Below are 20255 nucleotides of genomic sequence, written 5' to 3'. Positions count from 1 at the left end.
GTTTCAGATCCTTAAAATTGATGAAATTCATCGACTGGAAGGACAAATACTGTCGCTCCGCCAACTTCAACTTCAACTGGATAAGGGACATAAGAATCAGCATTTCCACCCATTGGAGATACAGGGGCAATCATCTGATCACGTTTCTGCCCGTTTTCTTTAATGAGACTCAACGCTTTATTGACGCGTATATCCTCGACACCGATCATAAACGTTGTATTGCCTGATTTAAGAAATCCTCCTGTCGTCGCAAGCTTTGTGACTCTGAAGTTGTGATCCGTTAAGGTTTTCAAAAGTCTGTTGCTGTCCTGATCTTGTACAACTGCCACTATCAATTTCATCTGTGAAGGCCTCCTTTAGATTGGAAACAACGTGATCTCGTTTACATTATTATATCAACTATTGGGAAACAGGTCACAATTGAATTTTTTTCAACGCTTCATCGATTACCTTTAGAACATCCTGAACGACGAGGTCTTTGGATTGCCCGGCATCAACTGAATGAAATCTTTCCGGAAATCGCTTCATCAGCTCTTGATAACCTTCTTGTACTTTTGTATGGAAGTCCAGTTTCTCTAAATCGAGCCTGTTTTTCTCCCGTGAGCCGTTTGCGTAAATACGCTTCAGTCCTTCTTCCGGATCAATTGAAAAATAAACCGTTACATGGGGCATCATATCTCCAATGGCAAATTCATTAATGGACAGAACCTCATCAATTCCAAGCCCTCTTGCATATCCTTGATACGCAAGAGAACTGTCTATGAATCTGTCGCAAAGAACGATAAACCCCTGTTCTAAAGCAGGTTTTACTTTTTCAACTAAATGCTGGCGTCTTGCAGCCGCATATAAGAGAGCTTCTGTTTTTGGGTCCATTAATGTATTGTTCTCATTCAGAATAACCTCTCGAATTTGTTCTGCAATATCTATTCCGCCTGGCTCTCGAGTTGCCATAACCTGAAGGCCTTCTGCTGTCAGTATGTTTTTGATCTCCTGCAGAACAGTCGTTTTCCCTGCACCTTCAGGACCTTCGAATGTAATAAATAAACCGCTCATGATTTCTCCTCTTCTATATAAACAAGTAGTTGTTTCTCTTTGATTTTCATATTCCCTTGAACATGCGTTTTCATGCTGATCAAGCGGCTGAGCTTTTGCACACTTTCTTTTGTTATTCTTTCTCCCGCCATAATCATCGGGATACCCGGAGGATAAGGGATGATATCTTCTGCATTCAGCCGGCCAGCTGCTTCCTCAAAGCTCACATATTCTTTCTTAAACGAATGTAAGACCTTTTTTGGATAAGGCAAGACAGTAACAGGCTGCACACCCCATTCTGCAGAAACAAACGTCTGATCCGGAGGCGTTTTCTCAATTTCTTCATCGATGCTTCTAATGGTTTCAGCGTTTATTCTCCGTTTTCCTCCCAATGGGAGAACGAGCAGAACTTGATTTTCATCAGCAAGCTCAGTGAATATGTTGGCACGCTCTAAAATGCTTTGCAGCGTATAGCCAGAATGCCCGCGTTTTGAACGAATTGTGAGCTTCAGCGGGTCCGTGATGATCAGTGGATTAGCAGGGTTAACAGCTTCTGCATTTGTAAGTGAATCAAACGTTTGTTTAAGTGTTTGTATCCGCTGCAGAATGTCAGAAAGCTTTTGTTCTTCTATAATATGCTGTACATAAGCGCGGGCAATATCTAACGAAGCCATAATCGGATAAGACGGGCTGCTGCTTTGTAATCGGTTTAAATACTCTGCAACCCGATCCCTGTTAATCCTGCAGCTGCTGTTGAGATGCAAATAAGAACCCATCGTCATGGCAGGCAACGTTTTGTGGGCCGACTGAACAACAATATCTGCCCCCATTTTTAAAGCTGAGACCGGAAAAGGCTCACCTAAAATAAAATGTGCGCCATGCGCTTCATCGACCAAAACAGGAATCCCGTAATGATGGGCTTCAGTAATGATCTCAGTCAAATCAGCACTATGTCCGTAATATGTCGGATTGGTCAGTACCAAGCCTTTCGCATCTGGATATGCTTCCAGGGCCTCTTTAATTGTTCCAAGCGGAACATGCGTAGGCACATGCATCGCTGAATCAACGTCAGGTGCAAGATAAACCGGCTCAGCACCGGACAAATCAACAGCATGAAATACAGATTTATGACAGTTTCTTTGAACCAGAATTGTATCACCAGGTTCACAAACAGATAAAACCATCGCTAAGTTTCCGACAGTCGTACCATTTACCAGAAAAAAACTTTCTGCTGATCCATATAATTGACTGGCAAGCTCCTGAGCTTCCTTAATCACCCCGGAAGGATGATGGAGATCATCCAGTCCTGCCAGTTCAGTTACATCAATGGTGAGAAGCGGATTGAATATTGACTTAGCGTCATCAAAAAAGACATCTCCATTGTGATGTCCCGGAACATGAAATGAATGAGAATTTCTTCTCGCATGTTGAATTAATGCTTTATATAAAGGTGTGTTCATGAAAACAATCCTTTGAATGTGTCTTCTTACACCTTATTATATCGTGCCTCTGAGAGAACTTAAAGCCAGACTTACTGGTAACTATCTTTCCTTTATTGTAAGCAGCTTTTGCTTCAGATCGCCTTCCATCATCATGAGCTCTTCTTCTGCCTGACGGCGTTTGATCCGTCCTTCTTCTTGTATAGTCAGTGTTTCTTCAAGCGTGCTTATTAAGCTTTCCTGCACCTTCTTCAAGGTATCTATATCAACAAGGCCTCGTTCATTTGCCCGTGCAGTTTCAATTGTATTGGTTTTTAAAAGCTCCGCATTTTTCAACAAAAGCTCATTGGTTGTATCAGATACTTTCTGCTGTGCATCCACTGCATTGCGCTGCCTTAAAAGCGTCAGTGCAATGGCAACTTGATTTTTCCATAACGGAATTGCTGTCACAATGGATGACTGAATCTTTTCAGCTAACGCTTGGTTTGTATTTTGAATCAGCCTGATTTGCGGTGCACTTTGGATTGTAATTTGCCTGCTCAGCAACAAATCATGAACCCTTTTATCTAACCGGTCAGCAAATTGAATTAAATCATTCACCTCTTGAACGGCCATTTGGTTATGATCACTCGATTCAGCCTGTTGCTTCAGTTCAGGAATTGTTTTAGTTTTTAATTCCTCCAGCTTCAGTTCTCCTGCAGCAATATAAACATTCAGCGCGGCAAAATATTCTTTATTTTTTTCATATAACTGCTCTAACAGCTTGTTGTCACTGATTAAAGCATTTTTAGAGTGCTCCAGCTTCAAGCTGATTCTGTCTATCTGCACACTGGTCTTTTGGTATTTAGACAGCACCTCTTGAAGAGAACTTGATACTCTTCCAAACATGCGTGCCAAAAAACCCTTTTTCTTAGATTGGAGATCATCAGGATTTACTTGCTCCAGCTTTTTCATCAGCTCTCCAAGTATTTCGCCAATCTCCCCGACATCCTTCTTTTGAACATGATTAATCATATCATGAGAAAAGTTCAGCAGTTTAGATTGAGCTTGTGAACCGTATAAGACAATGCTTTGCATATTTTTATGATCAATCTGTCCAGCAAGCTGAATTGCTTTTTCCTTGTTTTCCTCAGGAAGAACATCAACAAGCCGTACTTGCTCTTTCTCTGCTTTTACAGCTTCCGAACCTGGTATCTCTATGTTACCACCAAAAGGATCTGCCAATAATTCATCTATATGAAGGTCGCTTTGGTCTCGGTTCATCGCTCTTACCCTCTTCCCTTATTTCTTTAATGAATGTTTTGCTGCGTCTAATTCAAACTGCAACTCGTCAATTTCATCACCCATTACTTGAGTTAAATCTTCCTCTAAACGCTTGGTCAGTTCAGTAAGAGTGATGCGTGTCTCACTTAACGACATCGACAGTTCTTTGCTTTTTTTTGGGTGAGATGATAGAAAAGCATACTTCTCTGTCAATTCAACAACCGAATCGAGAGTTTGATAAAAAAATCGTTCTGCCTGATAAAACCGCTTTGGCTCTTTTTTGGTGAGGAGATAAATCCTTCTCACAATCCTTAGCATTTCTGCATTTTGCTTAAACATTTGAATGCTTTTAGCCTGAAACAAGGCTTTCCTAAGACGGATCATTTTCTGCCTTGCTTCCTCTAAGTTTTTCTTAATGTAAGCATACTCTCTTCCTGTCAATTCATGCTTTTTAAGAAATAACCGTCTTGCATTCCAGATGCCAGCTATATATACGGCTGCTCCAGAAGCAAGCCCATAAACAAAAGATAAAAAAAGCGACTGGTTTAAACCAAAAAAGCTCAATATTCCTATGAAAACAAAAGTCGCACTGCTAGTTAAACTCCACATCAAAAAGTGAAAAAATCTCTGCATGAGATAATCGACTCCTGTGTCTATACTCAGTTTTAATATTATTATCTACTACGTTCAATCCTTAAACAAGTTTCATCTTCTTTTTATTATTAAGAGTACAAAAAAAGACCTTTTCAGGTCTATGAATATAATGGCGGTGTATGAATGCTCTTTAGTTTTTTTACGTAAAACGCATAGTCAGGATCAGAAGTTGATGTAGAAATTACTTTTCTCTCACAATCTAAGCATATGAATTTCGTATAAAGATGAATGCCTCTATTCTTCTCTTGATCACAAATCACACATGTATGATTAAGTTTAACTTTTTCGTCCATCTTCTCCACCTCCGTACAATTAGCCTCCCCTTAAAACGGATATTGTATACACTATTTAGATCTTTTCGAAACTTGAAATCAGTATATGGGCTGTATAAGCCCTCGGTGTTTGTATTTGTTTGATTTTCTCGATCTTGAGTAAACAAAAAACCCAGCTCAATGAGCTGGGTTTAAGCTTGCTTGGCGGCGTCCTACTCTCACAGGGGGAAACCCCCGACTACCATCGGCGCTGAAGAGCTTAACTTCCGTGTTCGGTATGGGAACGGGTGTGACCTCTTCGCTATCGCCACCAAACAAATTGAGAGTGTTCTCTCAAAACTAGATAACAGGTGTGACATCATTCAAAAATATGGTTAAGTCCTCGATCGATTAGTATCTGTCAGCTCCATGTGTCGCCACACTTCCACCTCAGACCTATCAACCTGATCATCTTTCAGGGATCTTACTTCCTTGCGGAATGGGAAATCTCATCTTGAGGGGGGCTTCATGCTTAGATGCTTTCAGCACTTATCCCGTCCGCACATAGCTACCCAGCGATGCCCTTGGCAGAACAACTGGTACACCAGCGGTGCGTCCATCCCGGTCCTCTCGTACTAAGGACAGCTCCTCTCAAATTTCCTGCGCCCGCGACGGATAGGGACCGAACTGTCTCACGACGTTCTGAACCCAGCTCGCGTACCGCTTTAATGGGCGAACAGCCCAACCCTTGGGACCGACTACAGCCCCAGGATGCGATGAGCCGACATCGAGGTGCCAAACCTCCCCGTCGATGTGGACTCTTGGGGGAGATAAGCCTGTTATCCCCGGGGTAGCTTTTATCCGTTGAGCGATGGCCCTTCCATGCGGAACCACCGGATCACTAAGCCCGACTTTCGTCCCTGCTCGACTTGTAGGTCTCGCAGTCAAGCTCCCTTGTGCCTTTACACTCTGCGAATGATTTCCAACCATTCTGAGGGAACCTTTGGGCGCCTCCGTTACCTTTTAGGAGGCGACCGCCCCAGTCAAACTGCCCACCTGACACTGTCTCCCCGCCCGATAAGGGCGGCGGGTTAGAAGGTCAATACAGCCAGGGTAGTATCCCACCGATGCCTCCACCGAAGCTGGCGCTCCGGTTTCCAAGGCTCCTACCTATCCTGTACAAGCTGTACCAACATTCAATATCAGGCTGCAGTAAAGCTCCACGGGGTCTTTCCGTCCTGTCGCGGGTAACCTGCATCTTCACAGGTACTATAATTTCACCGAGTCTCTCGTTGAGACAGTGCCCAGATCGTTGCGCCTTTCGTGCGGGTCGGAACTTACCCGACAAGGAATTTCGCTACCTTAGGACCGTTATAGTTACGGCCGCCGTTTACTGGGGCTTCAATTCGCACCTTCGCTTACGCTAAGCGCTCCTCTTAACCTTCCAGCACCGGGCAGGCGTCAGCCCCTATACTTCGCCTTACGGCTTCGCAGAGACCTGTGTTTTTGCTAAACAGTCGCCTGGGCCTATTCACTGCGGCTCTCTCGGGCTTGCACCCTAACAGAGCACCCCTTCTCCCGAAGTTACGGGGTCATTTTGCCGAGTTCCTTAACGAGAGTTCTCTCGATCACCTTAGGATTCTCTCCTCGCCTACCTGTGTCGGTTTGCGGTACGGGCACCTCTCACCTCGCTAGAGGCTTTTCTTGGCAGTGTGGAATCAGGAACTTCGCTACTATATTTCGCTCGCCATCACAGCTCAGCCTTATGGGAAACGGATTTGCCTATTTCCCAGCCTAACTGCTTGGACGCGGATATCCAATACCGCGCTTACCCTATCCTCCTGCGTCCCCCCATTGCTCAAATGGTGAGGAGGTGGTACAGGAATATCAACCTGTTGTCCATCGCCTACGCCTTTCGGCCTCGGCTTAGGTCCCGACTAACCCTGAGCGGACGAGCCTTCCTCAGGAAACCTTAGGCATTCGGTGGAGGGGATTCTCACCCCTCTTTCGCTACTCATACCGGCATTCTCACTTCTAAGCGCTCCACCAGTCCTTCCGGTCTGGCTTCACAGCCCTTAGAACGCTCTCCTACCACTGTTCGAAGAACAGTCCGCAGCTTCGGTGATACGTTTAGCCCCGGTACATTTTCGGCGCAGAGTCACTCGACCAGTGAGCTATTACGCACTCTTTAAATGGTGGCTGCTTCTAAGCCAACATCCTGGTTGTCTAAGCAACTCCACATCCTTTTCCACTTAACGTATACTTTGGGACCTTAGCTGGCGGTCTGGGCTGTTTCCCTTTCGACTACGGATCTTATCACTCGCAGTCTGACTCCCAAGGATAAGTCATTGGCATTCGGAGTTTGACTGAATTCGGTAACCCGGTAGGGGCCCCTAGTCCAATCAGTGCTCTACCTCCAAGACTCTTACCTTGAGGCTAGCCCTAAAGCTATTTCGGAGAGAACCAGCTATCTCCAGGTTCGATTGGCATTTCACCCCTACCCACACCTCATCCCCGCACTTTTCAACGTGCGTGGGTTCGGGCCTCCATTCAGTGTTACCTGAACTTCACCCTGGACATGGGTAGATCACCTGGTTTCGGGTCTACGACCACGTACTCATGCGCCCTATTCAGACTCGCTTTCGCTGCGGCTCCGCATCTTCTGCTTAACCTTGCACGGGATCGTAACTCGCCGGTTCATTCTACAAAAGGCACGCCATCACCCGTTAACGGGCTCTGACTACTTGTAGGCACACGGTTTCAGGATCTCTTTCACTCCCCTTCCGGGGTGCTTTTCACCTTTCCCTCACGGTACTGGTTCACTATCGGTCACTAGGGAGTATTTAGCCTTGGGAGATGGTCCTCCCGGATTCCGACGGAATTTCACGTGTTCCGCCGTACTCAGGATCCACTCAGGAGAGAACGAAGTTTTGACTACAGGGCTGTTACCTCCTATGGCGGGCCTTTCCAGACCTCTTCATCTACCTCGTTCTTTTGTAACTCCGTACAGAGTGTCCTACAACCCCAAGAGGCAAGCCTCTTGGTTTGGGCTAATCCCGTTTCGCTCGCCGCTACTCAGGGAATCGCATTTGCTTTCTCTTCCTCCGGGTACTTAGATGTTTCAGTTCCCCGGGTCTGCCTTCTCATATCCTATGAATTCAGATATGGATACCACTCCATTACGAGTGGTGGGTTTCCCCATTCGGAAATCTCCGGATCAAAGCTTGCTTACAGCTCCCCGAAGCATATCGGTGTTCGTCCCGTCCTTCATCGGCTCCTAGTGCCAAGGCATCCACCGTGCGCCCTTTCTAACTTAACCGTTAAAAAGAATCACTATGTGATATCTTGTATTACTAATTGAATGTGATGTCTACTGTTATCTAGTTTTCAAAGAACACGTTGGTGGAGCCTAGCGGGATCGAACCGCTGACCTCCTGCGTGCAAAGCAGGCGCTCTCCCAGCTGAGCTAAGGCCCCGTTATATAAGATGGTGGGCCTGAGTGGACTCGAACCACCGACCTCACGCTTATCAGGCGTGCGCTCTAACCAGCTGAGCTACAGGCCCATCTTAACTTATTCAAGGAACAAAGTTCCTTCAAAACTAAACAAGACAGGGAACGTTCTGTTTATAAGACCCAAGGTCTTATATTCCGTATAATATCCTTAGAAAGGAGGTGATCCAGCCGCACCTTCCGATACGGCTACCTTGTTACGACTTCACCCCAATCATCTGTCCCACCTTCGGCGGCTGGCTCCTAAAAGGTTACCTCACCGACTTCGGGTGTTACAAACTCTCGTGGTGTGACGGGCGGTGTGTACAAGGCCCGGGAACGTATTCACCGCGGCATGCTGATCCGCGATTACTAGCGATTCCAGCTTCACGCAGTCGAGTTGCAGACTGCGATCCGAACTGAGAACAGATTTGTGGGATTGGCTTAACCTCGCGGTTTCGCTGCCCTTTGTTCTGTCCATTGTAGCACGTGTGTAGCCCAGGTCATAAGGGGCATGATGATTTGACGTCATCCCCACCTTCCTCCGGTTTGTCACCGGCAGTCACCTTAGAGTGCCCAACTGAATGCTGGCAACTAAGATCAAGGGTTGCGCTCGTTGCGGGACTTAACCCAACATCTCACGACACGAGCTGACGACAACCATGCACCACCTGTCACTCTGCCCCCGAAGGGGACGTCCTATCTCTAGGATTGTCAGAGGATGTCAAGACCTGGTAAGGTTCTTCGCGTTGCTTCGAATTAAACCACATGCTCCACCGCTTGTGCGGGCCCCCGTCAATTCCTTTGAGTTTCAGTCTTGCGACCGTACTCCCCAGGCGGAGTGCTTAATGCGTTAGCTGCAGCACTAAGGGGCGGAAACCCCCTAACACTTAGCACTCATCGTTTACGGCGTGGACTACCAGGGTATCTAATCCTGTTCGCTCCCCACGCTTTCGCTCCTCAGCGTCAGTTACAGACCAGAGAGTCGCCTTCGCCACTGGTGTTCCTCCACATCTCTACGCATTTCACCGCTACACGTGGAATTCCACTCTCCTCTTCTGCACTCAAGTTCCCCAGTTTCCAATGACCCTCCCCGGTTGAGCCGGGGGCTTTCACATCAGACTTAAGAAACCGCCTGCGAGCCCTTTACGCCCAATAATTCCGGACAACGCTTGCCACCTACGTATTACCGCGGCTGCTGGCACGTAGTTAGCCGTGGCTTTCTGGTTAGGTACCGTCAAGGTACCGCCCTATTCGAACGGTACTTGTTCTTCCCTAACAACAGAGCTTTACGATCCGAAAACCTTCATCACTCACGCGGCGTTGCTCCGTCAGACTTTCGTCCATTGCGGAAGATTCCCTACTGCTGCCTCCCGTAGGAGTCTGGGCCGTGTCTCAGTCCCAGTGTGGCCGATCACCCTCTCAGGTCGGCTACGCATCGTCGCCTTGGTGAGCCGTTACCTCACCAACTAGCTAATGCGCCGCGGGTCCATCTGTAAGTGGTAGCCGAAGCCACCTTTTATGTTTGAACCATGCGGTTCAAACAACCATCCGGTATTAGCCCCGGTTTCCCGGAGTTATCCCAGTCTTACAGGCAGGTTACCCACGTGTTACTCACCCGTCCGCCGCTAACATCAGGGAGCAAGCTCCCATCTGTCCGCTCGACTTGCATGTATTAGGCACGCCGCCAGCGTTCGTCCTGAGCCAGGATCAAACTCTCCGATAAATGGATCACAGGTTAATCTCACCGCATCCTGCGGCGACACCTGTGTGACCTGCGTCATGCAGGCCCTAGTTTGACTGACTACGCACATCGCTGTGCGATTTATAAAAAAATGAATTAACAGGTACGTTTTGTCTTGTTTAGTTTTCAAAGAACTTTGTTTACCGCTCGTTTAAGCGACTTTATTATCATAACATTTTCCGTCGCTACTGTCAACAACTTTTTAACATTTTCTTTTCAAAAAAGCTGTTCGTCATCAGCGACGTATATTAGAATAACACCTTCAGTTGTCTAAGTCAATACATAATATCAATTAAATGATAAATTGCTTAATAACGACTAACGCAGCTATTCCGGGTATCCCTAAAATTCCGCTGATAGCTGTTGTAACCAGATTAATCGGCACATGAATGCCAAGACTGCCGCCAAACATATTTACACAAACCAGCAGCAAAGCACCTGCCACAAATTTAACAGCTGTGATGCCAATCCACTTTAAAGGCTTCGCAGCTGAACCTGATAAAAAAAGAAGAATAACCAGTCCTAAAATAATCCCAATAATAAAAATAGGCTCCATGAATCTTCTCATCTCCTTCGCTTGTTCTAGTACAAGCTTATGAGAAGATCCAGGAGTTTAGACCACTTACTTCCACCGGCTGATTTTTAAATTTCGCTGCTTCGCTTCCCTTAAGTAAAAAAAATACTTCGCTTCAGCTACTTTCAGTTCGTATAACACTTCAGCAGACGGTTCTAAGCTTTTTTCAACCAGCTTTTTTTGCCTGTTCCACTCTTCCTTTTGCTTAAAAAGCTGCTCAGTTAGTTTTTCATCAAACTCTCTTCTTAATGTTTTCTTGCGAAGAAAACCCATGGATCGCTTTTTCCTCCTTACAATTCACGTCTTCCTTCAAGTGCTTTAGAAAGAGTGACCTCGTCAGCATATTCCAAGTCACCGCCGACGGGCAGTCCGTGGGCAATACGGGAGAGCTTAATACCAGACGGCTTGAGGAGCCTTGATATATACATCGCCGTTGCTTCCCCTTCTATATTAGGGTTTGTCGCGAGGATCACTTCTGTCACTTGATCATCCTGTAATCGTTTTAACAATTCTGGTATTTTAATATCCTCCGGTCCGATGCCGTCCATTGGAGAAATAGCGCCGTGAAGAACGTGATACTGTCCGTTGTATTCCTTCATTTTCTCCATAGCGATAACATCCTTAGGGTCTTGCACAACACAGATAACAGACTTATCCCTGCGCGTATCTTCACATATATAGCAAGGGTCCTGATCTGTAATATGCCCGCAAACTGAGCAATATGTCAGGTTGCGTTTCGCATTTACTAATGCTTTCGCAAAATCTAATACTACATCTTCTTTCATACCTAGAACAAAAAAAGCCAGACGAACCGCTGTTTTCGGTCCGATCCCTGGCAATTTCATAAAGCTGTCAATCAGCTTTGATATTGGTTCAGGATATTGCATGTTCTTTTATCCCCCTAGAATAAACCTGGCATGTTCATTCCCTTTGTAAATTGACCCATTGTTTCGTTTGTGATTTCGTCAACTTTTTTCAAAGCTTCATTCGTTGCAGCAAGCACTAAATCTTGAAGCATATCAATATCTTCAGGATCAACGACTTCTTCTTTGATGATAACATCCAGGATTTCTTTTTGGCCGTTTGCTTTTACTGTTACCATACCGCCGCCTGCAGTTCCTTCAACAACCTTTTCTGCAAGCTCTTCTTGAGCCTTCGCCATGTCCTTTTGCATTTTTTGCATTTGTTTCATCATTTTTTGCATATTACCCATTCCGCCACGCATAGCATTCACTCTCTTTCATTTTGTTAGTCTTTTATTTCAATTAAATCCGCTCCAACAAGCTTTTTCGCTTCGGCAATAAGCGGGTCTTCTTCAGCCGGTTCATTTGATCCTTCATTTTCCTGCTGATGATCTTCTAAAAATTCTTCTCTTATTTTACCCCATTGTGCTTCTGGAACGCCAATCAAATCCATTCTTTTTCCGAGCATCGATTCTAAAATCTGCTCAAGATTAGTCCGGACTCCGTTGTTATCCTCAGCGACCATTTTACAATGAATTTCATATTTGAATTTCAGAACAAATGCCGCCGATCCGGCAGCCACAGGTTCACTGTCATTCAGCAAAGCGGCATGTGATACTTTGTTTTGCTGTTTGAGATGAGCAAGAAGCTTGCCCCAACTGTTTCTGAGCAGATCAAGATCCGGTCTTGTGGCTTCCTTCAAAATCTCATGAATTCTTCCTACTGGCGCTTTGTAATTGGATTTCCCGCCCTTTGGCACACGCGGCGCTTCTTTTTTCGGGCTTTCCGCAGCTGCTTTTATGCCCGTTGTTTTGAGCCGCTCTACTTCCTGTTCGAGCTGCTGGATTTTTTTCATCAGCATATCCACTTCCGGGAGATCAGCAGCAGATTGATGTGAGGTTTGGCAAATCTTCACAACGGCCACTTCGAAAAAGATGCGCGGATGATTTGTCCATTTCATTTCCTGATGGCTCTTGTTCAGAATATCAATCATTTCATATAGGGCCTGAGCCGGAATTTGTTCACTTAGTTCCCGGAACGTTTCATCGACTTTTACTTTCTCAAGCACTCCCTCTAAGCCAGGGGCTGTTTTGTACAGCAGCATGTCCCTGAAATAGAAAATCATATCTTCTATCAGCTTAGCTGGATCTTTTCCTTGCTGAAGCAATTCATTTAATGTTTCCAGTGCGTCAGAAACGTTTTTATCATGCAGGGATTGTGCAAGCTTCCCGATATATAATTGAGAAACAGCACCCGTAATTAAAAGCGCATCTTCGACTTTCAGGATATCGCCGCTGAATGATATGGCCTGATCAAGAAGGCTCAGGGCATCCCTCATCCCTCCGTCTGCAGCACTCGCGATGATATCCAGCGATCCTTCCTCCACCTGCAGCTGTTCAGCATCAACAATTTTATTCATGCGCCCTACAATCGCTTGGGAGGTAATTCGTTTAAAGTCAAAACGCTGACATCTAGAGATAATGGTTAAAGGAATTTTGTGCGGTTCAGTTGTTGCTAATATGAAAATACAATGCTCAGGCGGCTCTTCTAATGTTTTTAGTAATGCATTAAAAGCGCCGATAGAAAGCATATGCACCTCATCTATGATATATACCTTATATGTGACGGCCGACGGGGCAAACTTCACTTTATCGCGAATGTCACGAATCTCATCAACACCGTTATTAGAAGCGGCGTCAATTTCTATGACATCGGATATTGACCCGTTTGTTATCCCTTTACAGGCCGCACATTCGTTGCATGGCTCATCAACAGGAGCATGTTCACAGTTGACAGCCTTAGCAAATATTTTGGCTGCACTGGTTTTTCCGGTTCCTCTAGGCCCGGAAAACAGATAAGCGTGAGAAAACTTTTTTTGCAAAAGGGCATTTTGCAGCGTTTTTGTAATGTGTTCTTGTCCGACCACATCTTCAAAGCGCTGAGGCCTGAATACTCGATATAAAGCTTGGTAACTCACGGGTTTGCCCTCCTCCGTTATTCATCATTCCCATTATACATGAACCTTGTTTCGATTCCAAAAGCTCTTTTTTACATAACAAAAAACTCACCTAATATTAGGTGAGTCTGAAAATTTGATGATTGATTTACCGTGCACCTTCTGTCGATTCGCTACCCTAAGCGTTACTTAAGCAGTTAGCTCGGCCCAGGCAACCCTGCGGCACATGAGAGGTTTCACTTAATGCTGCTTCCTTCCGGACCTGACATGGTTCATGAATTCCCATTGCGCAGGACCCAAACGTCAACACCACTTACTTAAGGCAGGCCTTAAAGTAAACGAACCTCGAGAAGGGATTCGGCCCTGCTAGAGCGGATTGCAGGTACAGGGCACCGCTACCTCCCCGCTTAGCACGGCAAAATAAATATCAAATTTTATGTTGCATCTATTACGATGCACACTTAAGTATATCTGTTTCCCCTAAAAATTGCAACCGTACTATTCAGACAAGTTTTTCCTTGCGGCTTTCTTCTTTTTTCTTAGTTCTCTGAAAAACGCACTGAGCATTCCGCCGCATTCTTCCTCAAGTACACCGCTCACCACTTCAGCCTGATGATTAAAGCGTTCCTCCTGAAGAAGGTTCATTAGCGTGCCTGAACAGCCGCCTTTCGGATCAAATGCGCCAAAAACCACTTTTTCCACTCGAGAAAGTACGACTGCACCAGCACACATTGGACAAGGCTCAAGCGTCACATAAAGAGTCGCACCTTCCAGCCGCCATGTTCCCAGTGCCTTACACGCTTCATCAATCACAAGCATTTCTGCATGGGCAATAGATCGCTGTTCAGTCTCTCTTAAATTATAAGCACGCGCTATAATTTCATCATTAACGACAAGCACCGCACCTATTGGCACTTCACCTTTCTCTTCAGCCTTTTTCGCTTCTTTAATTGCTTCTTTCATATAAAGTTCATCTTGTGTCATAAGGATAAGCTCTCTTTTCAAAGTTTTTTCATTGCCTAAAAAGGCTACATATTAACTATAACTGAAACGGAAAGGAGACTGTCGATTGTCCAAAGCAGATACAGCCCTTCTCATTGTAGACATGATCAATAATTTTGAATTCGATATGGGAGAAACCCTCGCTAAAAAAACAGAAAAAATCGTTCCTCATATTTTATCATTAAAGGAGCATGCGAGACAAAATGAATGGCCGATTATTTACATCAATGATCATTATGGACTTTGGCAAGCTGACATTAAAAACATTCAGCAAGAATGCACAAATGAAAGAAGCAAGGATATCATCACAAAGATAGCTCCGGAAGATGCTGATTATTTTTTAATCAAACCAAAACATTCCGCTTTCTACGAAACTGCACTTCACACCCTTCTTACTGAGTTGCAGGTGAGACATATTATCTTAACAGGTATAGCCGGCAATATATGCGTGCTGTTTACCGCTAATGACGCTTATATGAGGGAATACAACATCACGATTCCTAAGGACTGTATCGCGTCAAATAGTGACGAAGATAACGAATTCGCCTTAACTATGATGGAGAATGTTCTTTTCGCAGAAATTACGACGGAAGAACAAATTACAGAAAAATAAACATGATCAGCGCTTTTCTTTCATACATTGATAGCGATATGAAAGGAGGCGTTTTTCATTCAAATTTATGTGGTAAAACAAGGCGACACTCTTTCTGCTATCGCTTCACAATACAGAACAACCGTAAGTGAAATCACTGAAACCAATGAAATACCGAATCCCGACAGCCTTGTTGTCGGACAAACCATTGTCATTCCAATAGCTGGCCAGTTCTATGATGTGAAGCGAGGTGATACCCTGACATCTATCGCCCGGCAGTTCAATACAACGGCAGCCGAGCTCGCAAGGGTTAACCGCATCCAGTTAAATACCGTGCTTCAGATTGGTTTCCGTATATACATCCCACCAGCTCCTAAACGAGACATCGAATCAAATGCTTATTTGGAGCCCCGAGGAAATCAAGTCAGCGAAAATCTCCAGCAGGCGGCCAGAGAAGCGTCACCCTACTTAACGTACCTTGGCGCATTCAGCTTCCAGGCACAGCGCAACGGAACCTTAGTCGCACCGCCTTTAACGAATTTAAGGAGCATTACAGAAAGTCAAAATACAACATTGATGATGATTATAACGAACCTAGAAAACCAGGCATTTAGCGATGAACTTGGCCGGATCCTTTTGAACGACGAAACTGTAAAAAGAAGGCTTCTAAATGAAATAGTGGAGAATGCCAAGAGATATGGCTTCCGTGACATTCATTTCGACTTTGAATATTTGCGGCCCCAGGATAGAGAGGCCTATAATCAATTCCTCCGCGAAGCAAGGGATCTTTTTCATCGAGAGGGCTTAGAAATTTCTACGGCTCTTGCTCCTAAAACAAGTGCAACACAGCAGGGCAGATGGTATGAAGCTCATGATTACAGGGCGCATGGCCAAATTGTCGACTTTGTTGTTCTCATGACATATGAATGGGGCTATAGCGGCGGGCCGCCTCAAGCGGTTTCTCCAATTGGACCTGTCCGTGATGTCATAGAATATGCTTTGACTGAAATGCCTGCGAACAAAATTGTCATGGGCCAGAATTTATATGGATATGACTGGACGCTGCCATATACAGCAGGGGGAACTCCGGCAAGAGCTGTAAGCCCTCAGCAAGCCATTGTCATAGCTGATCAGAACAATGCTTCCATTCAGTATGACCAAACCGCTCAAGCTCCTTTCTTCCGCTATACTGATGCAGAAAACAGAAGGCACGAGGTATGGTTCGAGGATGCCCGCTCGATTCAAGCAAAATTCAATTTGATTAAAGAGCTGAATTTAAGAGGCATCAGCTATTGGAAGCTGGGTCTTTCCTTTCCACAAAACTGGCTGCTGCTGTCTGATCAATTTAATGTTGTCAAAAAGACGTTTCGATAATTTGGAAACGTCTTTTTTTCATGGGGGCACCCAAGGGTTGTGATACAATATGAAGGTCGGTAACTGACGCACGTTTTTCAGATATAAGGAGGATTCCGATGAATACAGCCCCTTTTATTGCAATAGAAGGTCCTATCGGGGCAGGAAAAACAACTCTCGCAACGATGCTCTCACAAGAGTTCGGATTCCCTATGATCAATGAGATTGTAGAGGATAACCCGTACCTTGATAAGTTTTATGACAATATAGAGGAGTGGAGCTTCCAGCTCGAGATGTTTTTTCTTTGTCACAGATACAAACAGCTTGAAGACACCAGTGATCACTTTTTAAAAAAGGGACAGCCTGTAATAGCTGATTATCATATTTATAAAAATGTGATTTTTGCGGAACGCACCTTGTCTCCACATCAGCTGGAAAAATACAAAAAGATATATCACCTGCTAACGGATGATCTGCCAAAGCCGAATTTCATCATTTACATAAAGGCCAGTCTGCCTACATTGCTACACCGCATTGAAAAACGCGGGCGCCCCTTTGAGAAAAAAATTGAAACTAGCTATTTGGAGCAGCTGATTTCAGATTATGAAGTCGCCATCAAGCAGCTGCAGGAAGCAGACCCTGAACTTACAGTGTTAACCGTAGATGGTGATTCAAAGGATTTCGTTTTGAATAAGAGCGACTTTGAACGCATTGCCGCCCATGTAAAGGAGCTTATCGTATGAAGGAACATCATATCCCTAAGAATTCAATTATTACAGTAGCAGGAACAGTAGGTGTCGGAAAATCGACTTTAACAAAAACTTTAGCTAAACGGCTTGGATTTAAAACATCTTTGGAGGAAGTCGATCATAATCCATATTTGGAAAAGTTCTATCATGATTTTGAACGTTGGAGCTTTCACCTTCAAATTTATTTCTTAGCTGAACGCTTCAAAGAACAGAAAACAATTTTTGAAGCCGGCGGAGGTTTTGTACAGGATCGTTCGATTTATGAAGATACAGGAATTTTCGCAAAAATGCATGCTGATAAAGGGACAATGTCAAAGGTTGATTATAAGACTTACACAAGCCTTTTCGAAGCAATGGTAATGACACCGTATTTCCCACACCCAGATGTGCTGATCTATTTAGAAGGAGATCTGGAGAACATTTTAAACCGGATTGAACAACGCGGCCGTGAGATGGAGCTTCAGACAAGCAGGTCTTATTGGGAAGAAATGCATACACGCTACGAGAACTGGATAAGCGGTTTTAATGCCTGCCCTGTTTTAAAACTTCGCATTGAAGATTATGATCTTCTTAACGACGAAAACTCGATTGAAAATATTGTAGATCAAATTGCTTCAGTTATTCATGATAATCAAAAAAAGTGAATCTCAGTCGAGATTCACTTTTTCTTTAAAATAAAAAATCCGCCGCACCGAATGCAACGGACAAAACAATCTCCAATATATGCTTGTGTTTCATTAGAATTAAAATCAATATGGCGGAGGAAGAGGGATTCGAACCCCCGCGGGCTTTGACACCCCTGTCGGTTTTCAAGACCGATCCCTTCAGCCGGACTTGGGTATTCCTCCGTATCGACAAGACTTACTATATCACGTATGTTCTCGTGTGGTCAAGCATTTTTAAAAACTTTTTTTGTTTTTATGAAAATGCCGTGTTTACATAAGCAAAAAGGCGCACCTTGTCAGGCACGCCTTTCCATAATTTACGGTTTCATTACTTCTCTATTCCCCATATAAGGACGAAGCACTTTCGGAATCACAACGCTTCCGTCTTCCTGCTGATAATTTTCTAAGATAGCAGCAACTGTTCTTCCAACCGCCAGTCCTGAACCGTTCAGTGTGTGTACATGCTCAGGCTTGCCTTTCGCTTCACGTCTGAAACGAATATTCGCACGTCTCGCCTGGAACGCTTCGAAGTTGCTGCAAGAAGAGATTTCTCGATATGTGTCTTGGCTTGGAATCCAAACTTCGATATCGTATTTTTTCGCAGCCGTAAAGCCTAAGTCACCCGTACACATGCTCATGACACGGTATGGAAGCTCAAGCAGCTGAAGAACCCGTTCTGCTTGGTTTGTAAGTTTCTCTAATTCTTCATAAGAATCTTCAGGCTTCACAAACTTTACAAGCTCAACTTTATTAAATTGGTGCTGACGAATTAATCCGCGTGTGTCACGTCCTGCTGAACCAGCTTCAGAACGGAAGCAAGCACTGAATGCCGCATAGTTGATCGGCAGGCTGTCACCTGAAAGGATTTCATCGCGATGCATGTTTGTAATCGGCACTTCCGCCGTTGGAATCAAGAAATAATCTTCTTCTCTGATTTTAAATGCATCCTCTTCAAATTTAGGAAGCTGTCCTGTTCCCGTCATGCTTGCGCGGTTTACCATATATGGCGGGATCACTTCAGTGTAGTTATACTCATCCACATGCAGATCAAGCATAAAGTTATAAAGCGCACGCTCCAGACGAGCACCTAAGCCTTTATAGAACACGAAACGGCTTCCTGTTACTTTGGCAGCACGTTCAAAATCCAGAATGCCCAGCTCATCCGCAATATCCCAGTGCGGCTTCGGCTCGTAAGAAAATGAAGGCTTTTCACCCCATTTACGCACTTCTACGTTGTCGTCTTCTGTTTCACCGACAGGTACAGACTCATGCGGAATATTTGGGATTGAGAGCAGGATTGTATCAAGCTCAGCTTCCACTGTCCGTAATTCTTCATCGAGCTTTTTAATTTCCTCGCCGACTTCACGCATTTCTTTAATAATGTGATCCGCGTCTTTTTTCTCACGCTTCAGCACAGCAACCTGCTGAGAAACTTCATTTCGTTTTCCTTTTAACTCTTCAACCTTGCCGATAAGCTCTCTTCGTCTATCATCCAGCGCCTCAAACTTATCAAAATCAGTTAAGTCTTCGCCTTTGTGTACAAGCTTTGCTTTAATTTCTTGAAAATTTGCTCTCAGCATTTTCGTATCAAGCATGCGAAACACTCCTTTTTTTATTGATTTATCGAAAATAAAAAGAGCCCTCATCCCCATAAAGGGACGAGAGCTCTCGCGTTGCCACCCTGATTGAAAACAAATCAAAGACTCGTTTTCCACTTTCAAACATAACGGTTATCCCGTAAATGCCTACTCGCTTCAGCATTTCGCTCAAGGATGGATTCAGACAGCATCTTTCACCGATTCGCACCAACCATCGGCTCTCTTAGAAAGAGAGGCTCCCTACTAGTTCCTATCAACGCTTTTCGATCTTTATTTGTGCTTATAATGTACTATAAGTTTCCACAGCTTTCAACTGTTTTATACAAGTGCCTTTTGCTTATATTCCTCAACCATTTCAACAAACAGCTGCGTCACTCGGTGATCTTCTGTCAGCTCCGGATGGAATGAGCAGCCAAGGAATTGCCCCTGTTTCGCGGCTACAATACGACCATTATGCTCCGATAGAACTTCAACATTTTCACCAGCTTCTAAAATATGCGGAGCACGGATGAATACCCCTGTAAAAGGCTCGTCCAAGCCTTTAATTGTTAAATCAGCTTCAAAGCTGTCAACCTGCCGGCCAAATGAATTACGTTCTACAACCACATTCAGAAGACCTAAATGAGGATTATCTGAACCGGCAATTTCTTTTGCTAATATAATTAATCCGGCACATGTTCCAAACATCGGTTTGCCCTGAGCAGCGAATTCACGAAGCGGCTCCATGAATTGATACGTATCGATCAAACGGCGCATCGTTGTGCTCTCACCGCCCGGCAAAATCAACCCGTCAACTTCGTTCAGCTGCTCCGGACGTTTTACGACAAGACCAGCCGCGCCGCATGCTTCAATCGCATGGATGTGCTCTCTAACTGCTCCTTGAAGTCCTAGTACACCTATTGTTAACATGTCAGCAGCGCTCCTATGTTC

The 20255-nt window shown here is 44.7% G+C and carries 18 protein-coding genes, 3 tRNA genes, 3 rRNA genes, 1 other RNA gene and 1 other annotated feature; of the genes, 4 read left to right on the top strand and 21 right to left on the bottom strand.

Features of this window, described 5'->3' with window-relative positions:
• Window positions 1-11 precede the first annotated feature (11 nt).
• From darA to tadA, 18 genes are all read right to left on the bottom strand, one after another.
• Window positions 12-341, bottom strand: coding sequence for a cyclic di-AMP receptor DarA (darA, locus tag ACFVP7_RS00205; protein ID WP_003242755.1), 330 nt, complete (start codon window positions 339-341; stop codon window positions 12-14).
• Between the two features lie 73 nt (window positions 342-414).
• A complete protein-coding gene (tmk, locus tag ACFVP7_RS00200; protein WP_015253015.1) occupies window positions 415-1053 on the bottom strand; it encodes a dTMP kinase in 639 nt (212 codons plus the stop codon).
• Window positions 1050-2492 carry an aminotransferase class I/II-fold pyridoxal phosphate-dependent enzyme gene (locus ACFVP7_RS00195; RefSeq protein ID WP_396582892.1) on the bottom strand — a complete coding sequence of 481 codons (1443 nt, stop codon included), beginning with the start codon at window positions 2490-2492 and terminating at the stop codon, window positions 1050-1052. Before ACFVP7_RS00195 ends, tmk begins: the two co-directional genes overlap by 4 nt.
• Window positions 2493-2573: 81 nt before the next feature.
• Window positions 2574-3734 carry a toxic anion resistance protein gene (locus ACFVP7_RS00190; RefSeq protein ID WP_015715091.1) on the bottom strand — a complete coding sequence of 387 codons (1161 nt, stop codon included), beginning with the start codon at window positions 3732-3734 and terminating at the stop codon, window positions 2574-2576.
• Window positions 3735-3752: 18 nt separating this feature from the next.
• A complete protein-coding gene (locus ACFVP7_RS00185) occupies window positions 3753-4367 on the bottom strand; it encodes a 5-bromo-4-chloroindolyl phosphate hydrolysis family protein (RefSeq protein WP_017696386.1) in 615 nt (204 codons plus the stop codon).
• A 119-nt stretch (window positions 4368-4486) separates the two neighbouring features.
• On the bottom strand, window positions 4487-4681 hold the full coding sequence (csfB, locus tag ACFVP7_RS00180; RefSeq protein WP_396582891.1) for an anti-sigma-G factor: 195 nt from the start codon (window positions 4679-4681) through the stop codon (window positions 4487-4489).
• A 178-nt stretch (window positions 4682-4859) separates the two neighbouring features.
• A 5S ribosomal RNA gene (gene rrf, locus ACFVP7_RS00175) occupies window positions 4860-4975 on the bottom strand.
• 55 nt (window positions 4976-5030) lie between these two features.
• Window positions 5031-7958, bottom strand: a 23S ribosomal RNA gene (locus ACFVP7_RS00170).
• A gap of 81 nt (window positions 7959-8039) precedes the next feature.
• Window positions 8040-8115, bottom strand: a tRNA-Ala gene (locus ACFVP7_RS00165).
• An 11-nt stretch (window positions 8116-8126) separates the two neighbouring features.
• A tRNA-Ile gene (locus ACFVP7_RS00160) sits at window positions 8127-8203 on the bottom strand.
• A gap of 102 nt (window positions 8204-8305) precedes the next feature.
• Window positions 8306-9855, bottom strand: a 16S ribosomal RNA gene (locus ACFVP7_RS00155).
• Together the 16S, 23S and 5S rRNA genes with 2 tRNA genes alongside form the textbook arrangement of a ribosomal RNA operon.
• Before the next feature lie 310 nt (window positions 9856-10165).
• Window positions 10166-10429, bottom strand: a complete 264-nt coding sequence (gene bofA, locus ACFVP7_RS00150) for a sigma-K factor-processing regulator BofA (protein WP_003225421.1) — start codon at window positions 10427-10429, stop codon at window positions 10166-10168.
• A gap of 66 nt (window positions 10430-10495) precedes the next feature.
• Window positions 10496-10720 (bottom strand): YaaL family protein, encoded by a 225-nt coding sequence (locus ACFVP7_RS00145; RefSeq protein ID WP_003242387.1) that lies wholly within the window; start codon window positions 10718-10720, stop codon window positions 10496-10498.
• Between the two features lie 17 nt (window positions 10721-10737).
• Window positions 10738-11334 carry a recombination protein RecR gene (gene recR / locus ACFVP7_RS00140; RefSeq protein WP_003225425.1) on the bottom strand — a complete coding sequence of 199 codons (597 nt, stop codon included), beginning with the start codon at window positions 11332-11334 and terminating at the stop codon, window positions 10738-10740.
• A gap of 14 nt (window positions 11335-11348) precedes the next feature.
• Window positions 11349-11672 (bottom strand): YbaB/EbfC family nucleoid-associated protein, encoded by a 324-nt coding sequence (locus ACFVP7_RS00135; protein WP_003225427.1) that lies wholly within the window; start codon window positions 11670-11672, stop codon window positions 11349-11351.
• A gap of 23 nt (window positions 11673-11695) precedes the next feature.
• On the bottom strand, window positions 11696-13387 hold the full coding sequence (gene dnaX, locus ACFVP7_RS00130) for a DNA polymerase III subunit gamma/tau (RefSeq protein WP_029317164.1): 1692 nt from the start codon (window positions 13385-13387) through the stop codon (window positions 11696-11698).
• A gap of 130 nt (window positions 13388-13517) precedes the next feature.
• An RNA gene (gene ffs, locus ACFVP7_RS00125) (signal recognition particle sRNA large type) lies at window positions 13518-13782 on the bottom strand.
• Between the two features lie 82 nt (window positions 13783-13864).
• Entirely contained in the window at window positions 13865-14350 is a 486-nt protein-coding gene (gene tadA, locus ACFVP7_RS00120) for a tRNA adenosine(34) deaminase TadA (protein ID WP_338731897.1), read from the bottom strand.
• Window positions 14351-14435: 85 nt separating this feature from the next.
• On the opposite strand from tadA, the gene ACFVP7_RS00115 reads away from it, so the two are divergent.
• From ACFVP7_RS00115 to dck, 4 genes are all read left to right on the top strand, one after another.
• The gene (locus tag ACFVP7_RS00115; RefSeq protein ID WP_338731895.1) at window positions 14436-14981 is read left to right on the top strand and encodes an isochorismatase family cysteine hydrolase; all 546 of its coding nucleotides are present in this window, start codon (window positions 14436-14438) and stop codon (window positions 14979-14981) included.
• Window positions 14982-15050: 69 nt separating this feature from the next.
• Complete coding sequence (locus ACFVP7_RS00110; RefSeq protein ID WP_338731893.1) at window positions 15051-16334, top strand: glycoside hydrolase family 18 protein; 1284 nt, start codon at window positions 15051-15053, stop codon at window positions 16332-16334.
• 98 nt (window positions 16335-16432) lie between these two features.
• Window positions 16433-17056 carry a deoxyguanosine kinase gene (dgk, locus tag ACFVP7_RS00105; protein WP_003226790.1) on the top strand — a complete coding sequence of 208 codons (624 nt, stop codon included), beginning with the start codon at window positions 16433-16435 and terminating at the stop codon, window positions 17054-17056.
• Window positions 17053-17706 (top strand): deoxyadenosine/deoxycytidine kinase, encoded by a 654-nt coding sequence (gene dck / locus ACFVP7_RS00100; RefSeq protein ID WP_003226792.1) that lies wholly within the window; start codon window positions 17053-17055, stop codon window positions 17704-17706. Before dgk ends, dck begins: the two co-directional genes overlap by 4 nt.
• 111 nt (window positions 17707-17817) lie before the next feature.
• On the opposite strand, the gene ACFVP7_RS00095 is transcribed toward dck, so the two are convergent.
• The 3 genes from ACFVP7_RS00095 to pdxT form a co-directional block, all read right to left on the bottom strand.
• Window positions 17818-17910, bottom strand: a tRNA-Ser gene (locus ACFVP7_RS00095).
• Window positions 17911-18044: 134 nt separating this feature from the next.
• Entirely contained in the window at window positions 18045-19322 is a 1278-nt protein-coding gene (gene serS / locus ACFVP7_RS00090; RefSeq protein ID WP_041339595.1) for a serine--tRNA ligase, read from the bottom strand.
• Window positions 19323-19378: 56 nt separating this feature from the next.
• Window positions 19379-19591 (bottom strand) — a binding site (T-box leader).
• Window positions 19592-19643: 52 nt separating this feature from the next.
• Window positions 19644-20234: a pyridoxal 5'-phosphate synthase glutaminase subunit PdxT gene (pdxT, locus tag ACFVP7_RS00085; protein ID WP_003226797.1), complete on the bottom strand. Its 591-nt coding sequence runs from the start codon at window positions 20232-20234 to the stop codon at window positions 19644-19646.
• Between the last annotated feature and the right edge of the window lie 21 nt (window positions 20235-20255).

It is taken from the genome of Bacillus sp. SG20033 (genome assembly GCF_044570195.1).
In the GTDB taxonomy this organism is placed as follows: domain Bacteria; phylum Bacillota; class Bacilli; order Bacillales; family Bacillaceae; genus Bacillus; species Bacillus subtilis.
Note: the sequence above shows the minus strand (reverse complement) of the source record. Positions and strands in the feature narration are given on the sequence as shown.